This window comes from Lentzea miocenica (genome assembly GCF_033949945.1).
Taxonomy (GTDB): domain Bacteria; phylum Actinomycetota; class Actinomycetes; order Mycobacteriales; family Pseudonocardiaceae; genus Lentzea; species Lentzea miocenica.
This window is the reverse complement of sequence record NZ_JAXAVW010000036.1, coordinates 87,150-101,883: the sequence shown is the minus strand read 5'-3', so window position 1 is coordinate 101,883 and position 14,734 is coordinate 87,150. Positions and strand designations below refer to the sequence as shown.

General features: G+C 69.5%; 16 protein-coding genes. 7 read left to right on the top strand and 9 right to left on the bottom strand.

Annotated elements, in window-relative coordinates; all coding sequences use genetic code 11:
* Positions 1-32: 32 nt before the first annotated feature.
* The 5 genes from SK803_RS35935 to SK803_RS35915 form a co-directional block, all read right to left on the bottom strand.
* Positions 33-506, bottom strand: coding sequence for a hypothetical protein (locus tag SK803_RS35935; RefSeq protein WP_319970644.1), 474 nt, complete (start codon positions 504-506; stop codon positions 33-35).
* Complete coding sequence (locus SK803_RS35930; RefSeq protein ID WP_319970643.1) at positions 481-4,857, bottom strand: hypothetical protein; 4,377 nt, start codon at positions 4,855-4,857, stop codon at positions 481-483. The genes SK803_RS35935 and SK803_RS35930 overlap by 26 nt, the downstream gene beginning before the upstream one ends.
* Positions 4,857-5,162, bottom strand: coding sequence for a type VII secretion target (locus SK803_RS35925; RefSeq protein ID WP_319970642.1), 306 nt, complete (start codon positions 5,160-5,162; stop codon positions 4,857-4,859). The genes SK803_RS35930 and SK803_RS35925 overlap by 1 nt, the downstream gene beginning before the upstream one ends.
* 35 nt (positions 5,163-5,197) lie before the next feature.
* Positions 5,198-5,728, bottom strand: a complete 531-nt coding sequence (locus SK803_RS35920) for a YbaB/EbfC family nucleoid-associated protein (RefSeq protein WP_319970641.1) — start codon at positions 5,726-5,728, stop codon at positions 5,198-5,200.
* A 142-nt stretch (positions 5,729-5,870) separates the two neighbouring features.
* Entirely contained in the window at positions 5,871-6,245 is a 375-nt protein-coding gene (locus SK803_RS35915; RefSeq protein ID WP_319970640.1) for an FKBP-type peptidyl-prolyl cis-trans isomerase, read from the bottom strand.
* A gap of 169 nt (positions 6,246-6,414) precedes the next feature.
* Between SK803_RS35915 and SK803_RS35910 the strand changes: the two genes are divergently transcribed.
* Positions 6,415-7,224 carry a S1 family peptidase gene (locus tag SK803_RS35910; RefSeq protein WP_319970639.1) on the top strand — a complete coding sequence of 270 codons (810 nt, stop codon included), beginning with the start codon at positions 6,415-6,417 and terminating at the stop codon, positions 7,222-7,224.
* A gap of 76 nt (positions 7,225-7,300) precedes the next feature.
* Positions 7,301-9,250: a beta-propeller domain-containing protein gene (locus tag SK803_RS35905; protein ID WP_319970638.1), complete on the top strand. Its 1,950-nt coding sequence runs from the start codon at positions 7,301-7,303 to the stop codon at positions 9,248-9,250.
* Positions 9,251-9,260: 10 nt separating this feature from the next.
* Here SK803_RS35905 and SK803_RS35900 read toward each other — a convergent pair whose 3' ends face one another.
* Complete coding sequence (locus SK803_RS35900; RefSeq protein ID WP_319970637.1) at positions 9,261-10,040, bottom strand: EI24 domain-containing protein; 780 nt, start codon at positions 10,038-10,040, stop codon at positions 9,261-9,263.
* Between the two features lie 140 nt (positions 10,041-10,180).
* Between SK803_RS35900 and SK803_RS35895 the strand changes: the two genes are divergently transcribed.
* The 3 genes from SK803_RS35895 (at position 10,181) to SK803_RS35885 (ending at position 12,025) form a co-directional block, all read left to right on the top strand.
* Positions 10,181-11,509, top strand: a complete 1,329-nt coding sequence (locus SK803_RS35895) for a helix-turn-helix domain-containing protein (RefSeq protein ID WP_319970636.1) — start codon at positions 10,181-10,183, stop codon at positions 11,507-11,509.
* A gap of 85 nt (positions 11,510-11,594) precedes the next feature.
* Positions 11,595-11,756 carry a hypothetical protein gene (locus SK803_RS35890; RefSeq protein WP_319970635.1) on the top strand — a complete coding sequence of 54 codons (162 nt, stop codon included), beginning with the start codon at positions 11,595-11,597 and terminating at the stop codon, positions 11,754-11,756.
* 26 nt (positions 11,757-11,782) lie between these two features.
* The gene (locus SK803_RS35885; protein ID WP_319970634.1) at positions 11,783-12,025 is read left to right on the top strand and encodes a hypothetical protein; all 243 of its coding nucleotides are present in this window, start codon (positions 11,783-11,785) and stop codon (positions 12,023-12,025) included.
* Here the strand turns inward: SK803_RS35885 and SK803_RS35880 are convergent.
* On the bottom strand, positions 12,008-12,685 hold the full coding sequence (locus SK803_RS35880; protein ID WP_319970633.1) for a GNAT family N-acetyltransferase: 678 nt from the start codon (positions 12,683-12,685) through the stop codon (positions 12,008-12,010). The two genes, SK803_RS35885 and SK803_RS35880, sit on opposite strands and share 18 nt — an antisense overlap.
* Positions 12,686-12,789: 104 nt before the next feature.
* On the opposite strand from SK803_RS35880, the gene SK803_RS35875 reads away from it, so the two are divergent.
* Positions 12,790-13,227 (top strand): nitroreductase/quinone reductase family protein, encoded by a 438-nt coding sequence (locus tag SK803_RS35875; RefSeq protein ID WP_319970632.1) that lies wholly within the window; start codon positions 12,790-12,792, stop codon positions 13,225-13,227.
* On the top strand, positions 13,224-13,589 hold the full coding sequence (locus SK803_RS35870) for a hypothetical protein (protein ID WP_319970631.1): 366 nt from the start codon (positions 13,224-13,226) through the stop codon (positions 13,587-13,589). The genes SK803_RS35875 and SK803_RS35870 overlap by 4 nt, the downstream gene beginning before the upstream one ends.
* On the opposite strand, the gene SK803_RS35865 is transcribed toward SK803_RS35870, so the two are convergent.
* Both SK803_RS35865 and SK803_RS35860 read right to left on the bottom strand, forming a co-directional pair.
* Positions 13,560-14,486 (bottom strand): YihY/virulence factor BrkB family protein, encoded by a 927-nt coding sequence (locus SK803_RS35865; protein WP_319970630.1) that lies wholly within the window; start codon positions 14,484-14,486, stop codon positions 13,560-13,562. The genes SK803_RS35870 and SK803_RS35865 overlap by 30 nt on opposite strands.
* Positions 14,473-14,661 carry a hypothetical protein gene (locus SK803_RS35860; RefSeq protein WP_319970629.1) on the bottom strand — a complete coding sequence of 63 codons (189 nt, stop codon included), beginning with the start codon at positions 14,659-14,661 and terminating at the stop codon, positions 14,473-14,475. The genes SK803_RS35865 and SK803_RS35860 overlap by 14 nt, the downstream gene beginning before the upstream one ends.
* Between the last annotated feature and the right edge of the window lie 73 nt (positions 14,662-14,734).

Sequence of the window (14,734 nt, the reverse complement as noted above, 5' to 3'; positions counted from 1 at the left end):
GTTCCGGTCCTCCTCCGGTCGGTAGCCCGACCCTATCCTTCGCCCTGCCAGCCTTCGGTCTCCGCCGTCGCGGCGAGCTCGACCTGCTCGCGCAGCCAGTCCGGCATGTGCTCGTCGTCGCGCGGGAAGAACTCCAGGTCGCGGACGTACGAGTACGGGTGTGGCCAGGCGTCGAGCGGCCACTCGGGCTTCTCGTCGTAGTAGAGCTGGACGTCCGGCTCGGCGCCGTCCCGCAGCGTGATGGCGGCGGAGTACCAGGTACCCCGCCCCGGCTCGTAGCACGCCGCGCGGAACTGGTCGAGCTTCTTCGAGAACACGTCGGGCATCGCGTAGGACTTGCGCGTGCCGTCCTTTCGCACGGCGGACGCGGTCGACGTGTCGGTGAGGACGGTCGACTGCACGGCGAACCGAGCGCTCTCCCAGTTCAGCGGCGTGGACAGGGTCATGATCTCGAGCAGCTCGGCCAGGAGCTGATCAGCTTCAGGCGTAGGGAGTTTTGGCTGCATAATTAGCGTTCTCCGGCACGTTCTTGATGGTCTTCGTGAACACCTCGGACGAGGCGACCGTACCGTCGGCGTTGTAGACGACCTGGGTCCAGCGCATGGTGACCTCCTCGGGGAGGCCGTCCGCTCGCCTGGTCATCCGCACCTGGTAGTCGGCGATGGCCTGGTTCGGCTTGGCGTCGAACTTGGCCAGCTTCGCCTCCTCGTGGCGCCAGGAGGCCGCGTTGGTGAAGCCGTCCTTGTAGTGGCCGCTGTTCGACGCGTTCATCTGGCCGAACATGTTGATGTACTCGCCGGGACCGCCCGCCTCGTTCGCGACGATGTGCCCGCCGGCCCACCTGACGTTGTCGTACTGGGTGCCGTCGTAGGCGGCCTTGCCCTCATGGCCGGCGCGGCCCTGGCCCGTGTACTTGCCACCGTCGTCGCGGAAGTCGTCGTTGGACTTGCTGTAGGTCGGGGTACCGGAGACCGCGTCGGTCTGGCCGTGCTGGTTGGTGTGGAAGTCCCACTGGTCGTTGACCCGGTACTGCACGTCACCGAGCAACGGGTAGTCGAGGTCCGGGTTGAAGCCGTGCATGTCGGGCGTGGCCTGAGCCTTTGAGCCCGAGGTCGCCTCGACCCACTTCACGTTGCCGTCGGCGTCGGTGAAGAACTTCGTCGAGGTGCCGTTCGGGTTGCTGACGTTGAACTGCGTGTTCGGCGGCAGGCTGGTGTGGTCCGGCGGCAGTGTGTGGCTGCTGAGGACCTCCGGGAACTTCGGCACGTCCTCCGGCGCGCGGGGCGGACCGGGGACGTCCTTGATGCGGTCGCGCGGCGGCGCGTCCACGTCCCGCGGCGAACCCAGGTCGTCCGGCGGGTTCGGGTCGCGGTGGTAGGGCGAGTTGTTCGGGTCGTTGTGTCCAGGACGGTCGTAGTCGACGAACCTCTCGTCGAAGTCCGAAGCGTCCTCTTCGATGCGGTCGCGCGTCGGCGGTGCGTCGTACTGGTTGTTCGGGCTCGCCGCGCGGTCCCGCGCGTCGGTGGGGTCGAGGTCGGTGTCGTTGTCGCGCGAGCCGGGCGCGAAGCCGTCGTCGCTCGCCCTGGTCCTGGACCCGTCCGGGTGGTGGGTCTCCCACTCGCCGTTCGGGGGGATCCGGGGCTCACGGGTGCCGTCGGGACGGATCTCGGCGTCACTCGAGAAGACACGGCCGTGGCTGTCGGTCCAGGCGGGCCTGGTCGGGGCGACCACCGGCGCGTCGAGGTGCCGGGACAGCTGCTGGGCGAAGTCGTTGCTGCCCGCGTCACACCCGATCAGGCGAACCGGCCGGCTGCCGTCGTACCCGCTGCGCCGCAACATGTCCGCGTACTCGGCCGGCGTGTAGTCGTGGCCGCCGATGCGCGCCCTGCCGTCGGGCGTGATGTGCACGTCCGCCGTGAAGAAGCGCGGGTCGTTGGGGACGCGGTGGGGCAGGTCGCCCATGTCGCGGTCGCCGCCGTGGTGGGAGACGCCGGCGGGGGTGGACTCGGCGTGCCTCGCGTGCGCCTCTTCTGGGCTCGGGCGGTCCGCGGGCGGGGCGTCCGGGTCGTGGCTGTTCGGGCCGTCGGGGTCGCCGTCGTGCGGGCGGTCCGGGGAGTTGTCGTGCGGCTTTTCGGCGTCCGGGCCGTGGTGGGGCGCGTCGGGGCTGTGGGGCGCGTCCGGGCCGTGCGGGGTGCTCGCGTCCGGACGGTGCGGAGTCGCGGCTTCCGGGCGGGTGGAGTCCGGGGTGCGGTGCGGGGCCTCGGCGGTGCCGGTGCCGCGGGAGCGGGGGCCGTCCGGGCTGTGCGGTCGCGAGCCGTCTGGGCGCGAGCCGTCTGGGCGGGTGCCGTCGGGGCGGTTGCCGGGGCCGCTGCCGTCCGGGCGCGACGGGGAGTCGGGACGGTGTGGCGCGTCCGGACGGTTAGGTGCGTCGGGACGGGATGGGCCGCCGTGCGGTGCGTTGGGTGAGTGGGGAGCGTTTGGCCCGCCGTGTGGCGCGTTGGGCGAGTGGGGAGTGTTCGGGCCGGCGTGCGGTGCGTTGGGGGAGTGGGGAGCGTTTGGCCCGGCGTGTGGTGCGTTCGGTGAGTGGGGAGCGTTCGGTCCGTCAGGCCGCGACGGAGCGAACGGACCGTTGTGCGGTGCGTTGGGGCGCGTCGGTGCGTGCGGCGCGTCGGTGCGCGACGACGGTGTGGTGCCGCCGTGGGGAGCGTCGGGACGCGACGGTGCGCTGGGTCCGCCGTGTGGCGCGTCGGGGCGGGTGGGCGCAAAGGGTCCGCCGTGCGGGGTGGACTGGGGAGCGTTCGGCCTCGACGGGGCCTGCGGGGCGTCCGTGCGGGCAGCCGGTGCCGAGGGGGAGTTGGGGCTGTGCGGGGCGTTCGGGGCCGTCGGTGCGGACGACTGCGGGCGCATCGGGGAGTCGGTGCGCGGGGCGCCGCCCGCTGACGGGCCGCCTGCGGACGGGCTGTGCGGTGCGCCCGCTGAAGGAGCGTGCGGGGTGCCGGCCGGGGGCATGTTCGGAGTGGACGGTGCTGACGGCGCGTGCGGGGCCGACGGAGCCGCCGCGGACGGTGCGGTCGCGCGGCTCGGAGGGGTCGCGTCCGGGCGGGCGGCGTTCGGGTTGCCGGTCGATGGGCTGTGCGGAGCGCCTCCCGATGGGGCGTGCGGGGCGCCTCCCGAAGGGGCGTGCGGCATGCCGCCTGAGGGCAGGCCGCCTGACGGGGCGCTGGGCGTCGAAGGCATCGACGGGGTGGAAGGAGCGGACGGGGGCGGCGGCATCGAGGCGGGGCGGGCGGGGGCGTCTGCTCGGGAGGCAGAGGTCGACATGTCGGGGGTGCGCGGCGCGGGTGCGCCGGAGCCCAGGTCGCCGCGGCTGCCGGGAGTGCCGGTCCAGCCCTGGCCGCCGGTCGCGGGACGGCCCGCGGCAGGGGAGGACGGTGCGCCGGAACCGCCGGCGTTCGGGGTGCCGCCCATCGGGCCTGCCTGGGACGGGGTCGACGGGGAGCTGTCCGGGGTGCGCGACGGGGCTTGCGGGACGTCCGCCCGGGACGGGGCTTCCGGTGGTGCCACCGAGGACTGGACGGTCTGGCCCGTGTTGCGGACCGGAGCCGGGGCGTCCGGAGTGGAGGACGGGCTCGTGTGCGGGGTGCCGGGGCCCGCGGGAGACGGGGAACTGTCCGGAGTGCGGGTGGAGGACGGGCTGTCCGGCGTCCGCGACGGCGATGGCGCGTCGGGGGCGGAGCTGTCCGGCGTCCGGGACGGCGATGGCGTGTCCGGTGTCGACGGGCTGTCGGGGGTGCGCGCCGGCGAAGGCGCGGACGACGGCGACGAGCTGTCCGGGGTTCGCGAAGGGCCGTCCGGTGTGGAGGACGGCGACGACGGCGAAGATGGCGACGACGGCGAGGACGGCGAGCTGTCCGGAGTGGACGGAGAGCTGTCCGGCGAGGACGAGGGAGAGGACGACGAAGGCGCGCCGTGCCCGCCGGAAGGGGAGAGGTCCGGGCTGTCGGTGCGGTGGAACAGGCCACCGGGCTTGATGGACTTCGTGGAGATGACGTCGAGACCGGTCACCTTGCCGACCAGCTTGCCGACGACCTTCATGATCTTCGTGAAGATCTCGACCAGACGGCCCAGCAACGGCGAGACCTTCTTGATGGTCTTGATGAGCTTCTGGATCAGCTCACCGATGCGGGTCGCCCACTTGGAGATGGCGGTCACGGCCTGCGCGACGATCACCGGCGTGCCGAAGCCCAGCGTGAAGACGGCTTCCAGGACCCACGTGATCAGCTTGGCGACCAGGTCGGCGATCAGGTCGCGGACCATCTCGCGCACGAACCCGACGACCATGCCCATCACGCCGACGACGGTGCCGACCGAGCCGGCGGTGGAAGCGGCGCCGGACAACGCGTCCAGCTGCTCGCCCGCGGCCTTGCGGTAGGCGTCACCGGCCGCGCCGGTCCACGACGCGGTCTGGTCCACGGCGGCCTTGTAGTCGGCCGCGACCTTGCCCAGTTCGGCGGAGACGTTGCCCCACGTCGTGGAGTACGACTGGATCACCGGCGGGTCGCCAGCCAGCCAGTCCAGCGCCTCCTTCAGCGGCTGCATGTGTTCCATCAGGAACGAGGCGGCGGAGGACAGCAGGGTGCCGAACGGGTCGATCGCCATCGAGGCGGCGTCGGCCACGAGGCCGACGACGCCGAGGCCGCCCTCGATCCAGCTGCCCTCGGAGATGCCCTTGTAGGCGTCGACCGCTGAGTCGGCGATGGAGAAGCCGGTCGCCCAGCCGTTGTCACCGGTGCCGGCGTTGAAGAAACCGGACGGTTCTGCGGGGGCCTGCGCCACCAACGGGTTCGGTGTGGACATCAGAAGCCCTTCAGCGACTTGGCGATCTGGTCCTCGACCTCTTGGTAGTGCTTCGCGGTCTCGGTGACCTTCTTCGCGGTGGAGTCCATCGCCTCGGCGACGCCCTTCAACGCGTTCATGCCCCACTGCTCAACGGGGTCGAGCAACATCCGGAACGGCTGGCAGATGATCCCGTACGCGTCGGTCGGCATCGACACGGTGTTGGCCGCGTCCATCGCTCCCTGCAACCGCCCGTGCAGGCCCTCCAAGGCCTTGGCGTGCGCTTCCAGCACGTCCGAGGTGACGTTGAAACCACCGGAAGTCATCGAACCCCCTCAAGTTCGAGCAACGGACAGGAAGATCAGCTGAGCACGGACTGCCCGCCGAAGTCGTCGTCATCGTCCGACGGGGGACGGCGACGAGGCGGAGGTGGCGCGGAATGCCTCGGGGGAGGCGGTGCGTCGTCCTCGACTCGGAAGTTGATCTCGTTGTTGTCGTACGGCGAGCGACTGGGCTCCTCGGCCGGTGGCGCGGGGAAGTTCTTCTTGGCCTCGTTGAACAACACGTTGGCCGTCTCGTCCTGCGTGCCGATCGTGTCGGCCATCGCTTCCTGCAGCAGCTCGGGAATCCGGGACTGCGCGCGCTGCAACAGCTTCATGATCTCGCCGCTGATCTCGGACATGCGCTTGCCGGAGGCAGACTCGTTGATCACGAGGTTCTGCAGGATCCCGTTGGACCCGACCGTCATCTCGATGGAACCGTCCGACGACCGCTCGGAGATCGTCATCCCCTGCACGCGCGTCGCCATCTCCTGATAGCGGGCAGCGCGCTGCTGGATGGTCTGGTTCCAGTTCGCGAGCATCTGCTCGGACCCGGCGATGTCCTCGGGCACCGGTGTTCCTTCCCAAAGCGGCGGCGGACTCAAAGGATGACGCAGCCGGACGTGATCCAGTTCCGTCGACGTGGCAAATCGGCCGTACAGACCAGCGGCGCCCCACTGATCGGACCAGTGGAGCGCCGCTGAAGTCAACGCACTAGTTCACGCCGAGCAGGTCGACGACGAAGATCAGCGTCTCGTTGGGCTTGATCACGCCACCGGCTCCGCGCGCGCCGTAGCCCAGGTGCGGCGGGATGACCAGCTTGCGGCGGCCACCGACCTTCATGCCCTGAACGCCCCGGTCCCAGCCGGCGATGACGCGGCCGCCACCGAGCGGGAACTGGAACGCCTCGCCGCGGTCCCAGGACGCGTCGAACTGCTCGCCGGACGAGTGCGAGACGCCGACGTAGTGCACGGACACGAACTGACCGGCCGTGGCCTCCGCACCGTCGCCAACGGTGATGTCCTCGATCAGCAGGTCGGCGGGCGCCGGGCCGTCGTGCGGGTCGACCTCAGGCTTCGTGGGGGCCATCACAACTTCCTCTCGGAACGGGATTGTTCGCGCTCGATCCAATCACGCGCGCGCGTGAGCGGCCGAATGGCCTACGCAGACCAGCCCTACCCGGTCTCGGAATCCTCTGTTGATCTGTAACCACCTCCGGCCCTGCATCCGGGGGACACAACAGAAGAAGGAGATGATCATGGCGGCAACCCTGCACCGCCTCCGGTCACTGCTCGGTGCGGCATTGGCGGCGGCGACGCTGTCGATGGCGTGCGTGAGCGTGGCCGAAGCAGCTCCGACCCCGCCGACCACCGACGGTGAGTTCGGCACCCAGATCGTCGGCGGCACGCGCGCGAGCACGTCCACCTACCCGTGGGTCGTCTACCTGGCGACCAGCAGCGGCTTCCAGTACTGCGGCGGCACGCTCGTCGCTCCCAACAAGGTCGTCACCGCCGCGCACTGCACCGTGGGCGACTCCGCGTCCGCGGTCCGCGTGGTGGCCGGCCGCGACGACAAGAACTCCACCGCGGGCACCGTCGCCCGCGTCACGAGGATCTGGATCCACCCGAGCTACACCGACGTGACCCGCGGCTACGACGTCTCGGTGCTCACGCTCGACCGCAACCTGTCGCAGACCCCGATCAAGTTCGCCACCTCGGCGGACAGCGCGCTGTACGCGGCGGGCACCAGCTCGACGATCCTCGGCTGGGGCACCACGTCGTCCGGTGGTTCGGCCTCGCGCTACCTGCTCAAGGCCACCGTGCCGCTGACCAGCAGTTCGACCTGTTCCAGCGCGTACGGCAGCGACTTCAACGCCACGCACATGGTGTGCGCCGGCTACACCCAGGGCGGCACCGACACCTGCCAGGGCGACTCCGGTGGCCCGCTCGTGGCCGGTGGCAAGCTGATCGGCATCACGTCGTGGGGCGAGGGTTGTGCCGCCGCCGGTTACCCCGGCGTCTACTCCCGCGTCTCCACCTACGCCGCGCAGATCCAGGCACAGCTGTAAGAGGTACGAACGAACTCCGGGAAGGGTTGTCGCAACGGCGCGCAACCCTTCCCGGTGTTGTTTCCGTCCTGGTGGCATGAACGGCAGAAAGCTGTTGGCCGGCGCCGCCGTGCTGGTCGTCGCCGGAGTGAGCGTGAGCTCCGCGGTGCGAGACGAAACCCTCGCGCCAACACCGATCGTGGACTACGGGCCGGTGCGTCTTGTCGCGTTCGACTCGTGCGACAACGCAGTGACCGAACTGCGCAACGCCATGGCCCCGTACGTCAGCGCGTACGGCCTCGGCGGCCGTCCCATCATGTACGCCGAAGGCATGGCAGCGGACACCAACAGCAGTGCGGGTGTCGCGCAGAAGAGCATGCCCGACGCGAGGGCCGCCACGCCGCCCGCGCAGCAGCAGGAGCACTCGACGACGAACGTCCACGAACAGGGCGTCGACGAGCCGGACATCGTCAAGACGGACGGAAAACGCGTCGTCTCCATCGCGGACGGCAAGCTGCGGGTGATCGACGTCGCGAGCAGGTCCATCACCGGCACGGTCGATCTCGGTCAACGTCACGCGAGCCAGCTGCTGGTCTCCGGTGACCGCGCGCTGGTCGTCGCCGAGAACCAGGTCCCGATCATGGAGAAGCCGGTTCCACCGGACCGCCCGTACCTCCCGGAGCCCGGCACCGAGCTGGTTCTCGTGGATCTCAAGGCGCTCAAGGAGATCAGCAGCCTCAAGACCGACGGCTTCTACCTCGACGCCCGCCAGATCGGCGGCACCGCCCGCGTCGTCGTCCGCTCACAGCCGCGCATGCCGTGGGTCTACCCGAACGAGACGATCAACGAAGCGGGATCCCTGCGGCGCAACAAGGAGATTCTGCACAGCGAGCCCATCCAGTCGTGGCTGCCGCGCTACGAGCTGAACCAGAACGGCGCCAGGACGAGCGGAACTCTCGTCGACTGCGCGAACATCAGCCACCCCGTGGTGCACTCGGCGGCCTCGATGCTGACCGTGCTGACGTTCGACCTGTCCGGCCAGCTCGGCACCGGCCAGCCGGTCTCGATCGTGGCCGACGGCGACACGGTCTACGGCACCGACCGCAGCCTCTACATCGCCGACGACCACCGCCTGCTGCCCGAACTTCCCGCCAAGCCACCGGTCCAGCGTCCGATCACCACGGCGATCCACCAGTTCGACATCAGTCAGGCGGGACCGCCCAAGCACGTCGCGTCCGGTGACGTCGGTGGCACGCTGCTGAACCAGTACTCGCTGTCCGAGCACGACGGCGTCCTCCGCGTCGCCACGACAACCGGCACGGCGGCTCCCTGCTGCTGGCGCATGGGCGATTTCGCGCCGCCGCAGCCGCAACAGCCGTCGGAGAGCTTCGTCACGACGTTGCGCCGCAACGGGAACGAGCTGACCAAGGTCGGCCAGATCGGCGGGCTCGGCAAGGGCGAGCGCATCTACAGCGTCCGGTTCATCGGCAAGACGGGCTACGTCGTCACCTTCCGGCAGACCGACCCGCTGTACACGCTGGACCTGAGCGATCCTGAGCAGCCCAAGGTGACGGGCGAGCTGAAGATCACCGGCTACTCCGCCTACCTGCACCCCGCGGGCGACGGCAGGCTGATCGGCGTCGGCCAGGAGGCGACGGATCAGGGCAGGGTCACCGGAACGCAGGTGTCGCTGTTCGACGTGAGCAATCCCGCGTCACCACAACGGCTAGCGCAGTACCACCTGCCGAACTCGAACTCCGAGGCCCAGTTCGACCCGCACGCGTTCCTGTACTGGCCCCAGGACGGCACGCTCGTCGTCCCGGTGTCGCAGTACAAGACGACCTACGAGGTCGCCTCGCTGGTGCTCAAGGTCGAGGGCGCCCAGTTGCGCGAGTCCGGCAAGATCGTCGAGCCGTCGAACCAGAACTACGGCGGCGGTCAGCGGCGCACGATCGTGATCGGCGACCAGCTGTGGTCCATCTCCAACGCGGGCGTGCAGATCAACGCGCGCAACGGCTTGGCCCAGCAGGCCTGGCTGCCGTTCTAGGCGGCGTCCACTAGTACGTGTTCGGGTAGCCGTTCTGGGCCGGAGCGCGGTCCCCGTTGAGCAGGCGGTGCGACAACACCGTGCCGCCTGCCATCGCGGCCGGGATCACGACGATCGCGGCCAGCGGGATCAGGCACAGCAGGTAGGTGGGCACGGCGAACCCGAGCACCAGCGCGCGGCGGGTCGCGAGGATCTTCCTGCGCTGCTTGAACGACCGGCCGCGGCGCGTGAACGGGATGCCGGTCAGCTCGATCCCGAGCAGGTACCCGTTGATGCACACGGCCAGCACCGGCACCACGGTCTGCCCGACGACGGGGATGAAGCCGCAGAGGAACAACGGGATCGCGAACAGGATCGAGGTGCCGACCAGCAGGAGCGTGCCGCGCAGCCCCACCAGGAACCCGCGCCACCAGCCGACCTGCTCGGCCTCTGGCACCCCGCCGAGCTCGTCCTCGACCTCCTCGGCGATGTACTCGTAGAACGGGCCGCCGATCATGAGTGTGATCGCGGTGAACAGCAGCACGCTCAGACCGAGGATCGCCGCGACCACCGAAATTCCGACGGCGACCTCGACGACGCCCCGCCAGGTCTCGCTCCACGAGTCAGCGAACCCGGTGAGCCAGCCCGCGATCGAGTCGATGTAGAGGAACAGCAGCACCCAGCCGGTGATCATCAGCACCGCGGTGATGACCGCGGGCAGCGCCCCGACCAGCACGCGCTTCGGCGAGCTGAACACCAGCCTGAACCCGCGCAGCAGCAGAGCGATGCCGGCCCCGAAATCCTTGATCACGCGCGCAGAATAGTCGGTTCGAACCTCCCGGTCGGCGAATACGTGTGAGGAGAGGGGCCTTCGGGACCCATTTGAGATGAGGGGGCGCGCGAATTCGTTCGGACGGGCATGATGCGTGCTGATCGCTGGAGGCGTTGAGGTTGAGCAACCCAGCTAAGAACGCCGTCGTCGTCCCGGACGGGCCGCTGCCGATGCTGCCGCCCGCCATCTGGGAGTCGAAGGACGTGCAGGACGCGTTCGCCGCGGATTCCCCCGGAGCCGTGGTGGCGATCGCGCGCAAGGCGCACGGTCTGCGCCAGGACGAACTCGGGACGCTGGCGGGGTTCTCCCAGTCGGCGATCTCGCGCCTGGAGGCCGGCAGCAACATCGCCTACGACATGCGCGTGCTCAGAACGCTCCAGCGGCTGCTCGGCATCCCCTCCCACCTGCTGGGCCTGACCGACCGCACCGTGCCGATGCGCGTGGGCGAAGCCAGGCGTCTGCACGCGGAGGGCTTCGAGGCCGTGGCGAAGGACCTGATCGTGGGCATGGAGGGCAAGGCACTGATGGCGTTGTGCACCTCCGCTGCGTTCACCACGGCGAACGGCACCGGCGCGTTGGCCGACGACGCTGTGAGCCAGCTGCTCGTGTTGCGCCGGATCGTCAACGACGCGCACAACTGGCGTGGCACCGGTGCGCTCATGCCCGCCGTGCGCAACATGTACGACTTCATCGACGTACTGCGCCGCAACGCGCGTGGCGACGTCCGCAGGCGGTTGCTCGGCACGGGCGCGATGTACGCCGAGTTCTACGGCTGGCTGCACGAGGAGATCGGCGACCTGCGCGGTGCGGGCGCGTGGACGTCCAGGGCGATGGAACAGGGCCAGGCCGCGGACGACAGGGACGTCGTCGCGTACTGCTACGTGCGGATGAGCCAGCTCGCCGAGGTCGAGGGCGACGACGACCGCGTCATCGGCCTGGCGCGGGCCGCCCAGCGCGAGACCGGGCTGAGTCCGATCGTGCGGGCGATGGCAGTGCGGCAGGAGGCCCGTGGTCTCGCGCGGGCGGGTCAGGACGCTTGCATGCCGCGGTTCGACCTCTCGCACTCGCTGGTGCAGGCCGCGGAACGGACGCAGACCGACGAGTACTCCATCGGCTACTGCTTCACCGAGCTGCACGTCCTCATGCAGCGCGCCGGCAGCATGGTGGATCTCGCCGACCACAAACGCGCCATCGACGCGTACACGAGTCTCATGCCCAGGTGGGGCGGCATCTGCCAGTGGGAACAGGGCGTGCACACGGCCAAGCTCGCCTACGCGCACGCCGCCAACGGTGACGTGGAGCAGGCCGTCGGCTTCGGGTTCGCGGCGCTCGACCTGGCGCGCGCGACCGGCTCGCGGCTGATCGTGAACGAGCTGGACAAGCTCGACCCGTGGGCGGCGGCTCCGGCGATCGCCGAACTGGCCGCCGAGGTCTCCCACCTGCGGTAGGGGCCTGTATGCGAGATTCGCATACGGCACCCGCAATTAGTATGTAACCCTCCCCATTTCGTGCCGCACGTCGCACGATCTAGGTGTGATCGACCTAGCCGAACGAACGCCGCGCTCGGACGAGGTCAGCTCCGAGAAGTTCTGCGCGGCAGTGGCAGAGCGGAACGCGGGCCCGTACCGGCTCAAGTTCTACGCCACCACACACGCCGTCGTGTGTGTGGTGGACGACGCCGAGGTGAAGGCATGAGCACTCAAGAACGAACGGATGCGCGCATGCCTGTATTGCTGGTCCGCAAGCGTGCGGGTGTCGTAGGAGAGACACAACGCACGTGCCACCTCGTACCTGTGCCCGACGACGATGACGACCGCACGCCGCTCGCGCTCACCGCGTACTGCGGCGAACTCATCCACCGCGGTGAGGCCGAACTGCTCGCCCAGCCGTCCGGAATGCCTTGTGTCGGCTGCCTGTTTCGCATTCCGATGCCCCGCGACGGACAGCTAGCCCACGACTGGTGAGGCGATGCAGGCCGTTCCGGCGAGCCGGAACCCGACGCGCTCGTACACCCGCGCGATCTCCGGGCTGCCGGCCGAGAGGAACACCAGCTTCGCGCCGCGATCCAGTGCGTCGCGCGCCAGTTCCGCGGTGACCGCACCACCGAGGCCACGTCGCCGCGCCGCCGGCAACGTGCCGATTCCCGCGACCTCCACGACGTCACCCGCCCGTTGCGCGGTGCCTACCGCCAGCACGCCCTCGCCTGGCAGGTCGGCCACCGCGTGACGGTGCCGGGTGCTCATCGGGGTCGCCTCCAGTAGTGCCGCGTCCCGTTCGGCCACACCGACGTCCCCCTGCGAGGTGCCCGGTGAGGAGAACGCCAGCTGGGCCACCACCGACACCTCCACCGGCCGGGTGCCGAGCACCCGGACGTGCGGACGCGGTTCCGGCAACCGGTCGGGGTCGAGCACCAGCAGCGGCGCCCTGAGCACCTCCAGGCCGGCCTCGATCGCGATGTCGTACAGGTCCGGAGTGGTCTCGTGCACCCACTCGAACGCTTCGGGCACGCCGAGTTCGCGCTGCCGTTCCCGCACCTTCACGACGTCCGCGAGCGTCGGTTTCCCACCGGGATGCCGCGGCCGCGCGTAGTACGGATAGCCGTCGCCGGCCTGAACGAACAGCACCAGCTCGCCGTGATCCTCAACGCGAGATCCCGGTCGGGGCACAGAGTCGTAAAAGTCCTCGAGAACGTCCCACACGGACGATCACGCTAGCTACCTTTGGCGGTATGACGCACGGCAATTCCCGCCCGAGCGGCTTCGAGCAGTTCGCCAACAGGCTCGTGGGCTCTCTGGTGAAGCTCGGGACCGGCCCCAGGAGCATGCGCTCCCTGTCCGTGCGAGGCCGCAGCAGCGGCAAGTGGTACAGCACCCCGGTGAACGTCCTGGACCTGGACGGCACCCGCTACCTGCTCGCTCCACGCGGCACCACGCAGTGGGTCCGCAACCTGCGTGCCGCCGGCTCCGGTGAGCTGCGCCGCGGCAGGTTCGTCGAGACGTTCAAGGCGGTCGAGCTGCCGGACGAGGTCAAGCCGGTGATCATCCAGGCCTATCTGAAGCGCTGGCACGGGCAGGTCAAGAAGTTCTTCCCCGGCATGGACGCTTCCACTCCGCTGGACAAGCTGCTGGCGCGAGCCGGCGACTATCCCGTTTTCGAGCTGTCATGAGAATCGTGGCGGCGGTGCTGGCCCTGTTGATGGTCCTGACCGGCTGCGGCAGCGACCGCGAGGACCGGTTCGCCCGGCCCGGCGCGCCCAAGTCGTCGCCGAGCGGGAAGTTCGTCGCGCACGCCGAGAGCTCGAGCGAGGTGCGCGTGACCGACCGCAACGGCGGTGACGTGTTCCGGAAGTCCTACGAGTACGCCACGAGTTCGCGCGCCGACGGCATCGGAGTGGTGTGGCTGTCCAAGAAGGACCAGCTGTGGGTGCTCGTGCCCGGTGACACGAGCGAGCGCATCGAAGCCGGGCCGGACGGCGTCTGGACCGCGGTCGAGGCCGAACTACCCGGGGAGATCACGCGGCTCGGGTGACGCGTCGGCCGCGGGCTGGCCCTGTGCCATGCGGCGGCCGCGCTCCAGTTCCGCGTCGAACTCGGCGCCCAGCAGCACGGCGATGTTGGAGATCCACAGCCACACCAGGAAGACGATGACACCACCGAGCGAGCCGTAGGTCTTGTTGTAGGACGCGAAGTTCGCCACGTAGATCGCGAAGCCGACGGTCGCGAGCGCCCACAGCATGATCGCGAGCAGGCTGCCGGGGGTGACCCAGCGGAAGGCGGGCTGCCGGACGTTCGGCGCCGCCCAGTAGAGCACCGCGAACGCGAGGCTCACGAGCAGCAGGATCACCGGCCACTTCGCGACGTCCCACACGGTGACGACCGTGTCGCCGAGGCCGATCGCGTTGCCGACGGTGTCCGCGACACCACCGGTCAGCACGAGCGCGCCCAGCGTGAGCGACACCAGCACCACCGAACCGAGCGTCAGCGCGAGGCGCAACGGCACGGTCTTCCAGAACGGGCGGCCTTCCTCGACGTCGTACACGGCGTTGCACGCGCGCATGAACGCACCGAGGTAGCCAGACGCGGTCCAGAACGCCGTCAGCAGACCGATGATGCCCAGCAGTCCGGCGGCGCTCTGACCTTTCTGCAACTCCTCGACGGACGACTTCACGAGCTCGCCCGCCTGACCGGGTGCGACCTGGTCGACGTACTTCAGCAGCTCTTGTGTCGTCGAATCGCCGAGCAGCGCGAGCGCGGACGTCAGCACGATGAGACCTGGGAACAACGACAGCACCGCGTAGTAGGTGAGCGCGGCTGCCCAGTCGGTCAGGTTGTCGTCGTTGAACTCTTTGACTGTCCGTTTGAGAACGCCCCACCAAGCGCCCTTGGGCAACTTGGTGGGACGTTCGACCGTTTTACCTGCGGGCACGGCGCCGCCAGTTCCACGACCGGCTACCGGTGCCGACACCGGCCAGGTGCAGGGCGATGAGCAGCAACCCGAGCGTAACGAGGGTCCCGGTGGTGATCGCACTACCGAGAGACACGTCCGCGAGGTCGAACAGCAGGGCGAGGCCGAACGCCACCGCGGCGATGATTGCCAGCACGAGCAACCTCCTCAATCAAGTGACCTGCGGATACCCACTTCGTTGCGGGGGAATCACACCGTTCGGAGCAATG

Bases quoted from the DNA above. Each gene is read 5' to 3' on its own strand.
- SK803_RS35925 (WP_319970642.1), bottom strand. From the start codon at position 5,162: ATGACTTCCGGTGGTTTCAACGTCACCTCGGACGTGCTGGAAGCGCAC.
- SK803_RS35870 (WP_319970631.1), top strand. From the start codon at position 13,224: ATGAGAATCGTGGCGGCGGTGCTGGCCCTGTTGATGGTCCTGACCGGC.
- SK803_RS35915 (WP_319970640.1), bottom strand. From the start codon at position 6,245: ATGGCCCCCACGAAGCCTGAGGTCGACCCGCACGACGGCCCGGCGCCC.
- SK803_RS35930 (WP_319970643.1), bottom strand. From the start codon at position 4,857: ATGTCCACACCGAACCCGTTGGTGGCGCAGGCCCCCGCAGAACCGTCC.
- SK803_RS35885 (WP_319970634.1), top strand. From the start codon at position 11,783: ATGCCTGTATTGCTGGTCCGCAAGCGTGCGGGTGTCGTAGGAGAGACA.
- SK803_RS35875 (WP_319970632.1), top strand. From the start codon at position 12,790: ATGACGCACGGCAATTCCCGCCCGAGCGGCTTCGAGCAGTTCGCCAAC.
- SK803_RS35910 (WP_319970639.1), top strand. From the start codon at position 6,415: ATGGCGGCAACCCTGCACCGCCTCCGGTCACTGCTCGGTGCGGCATTG.
- SK803_RS35905 (WP_319970638.1), top strand. From the start codon at position 7,301: ATGAACGGCAGAAAGCTGTTGGCCGGCGCCGCCGTGCTGGTCGTCGCC.
- SK803_RS35935 (WP_319970644.1), bottom strand. From the start codon at position 506: ATGCAGCCAAAACTCCCTACGCCTGAAGCTGATCAGCTCCTGGCCGAG.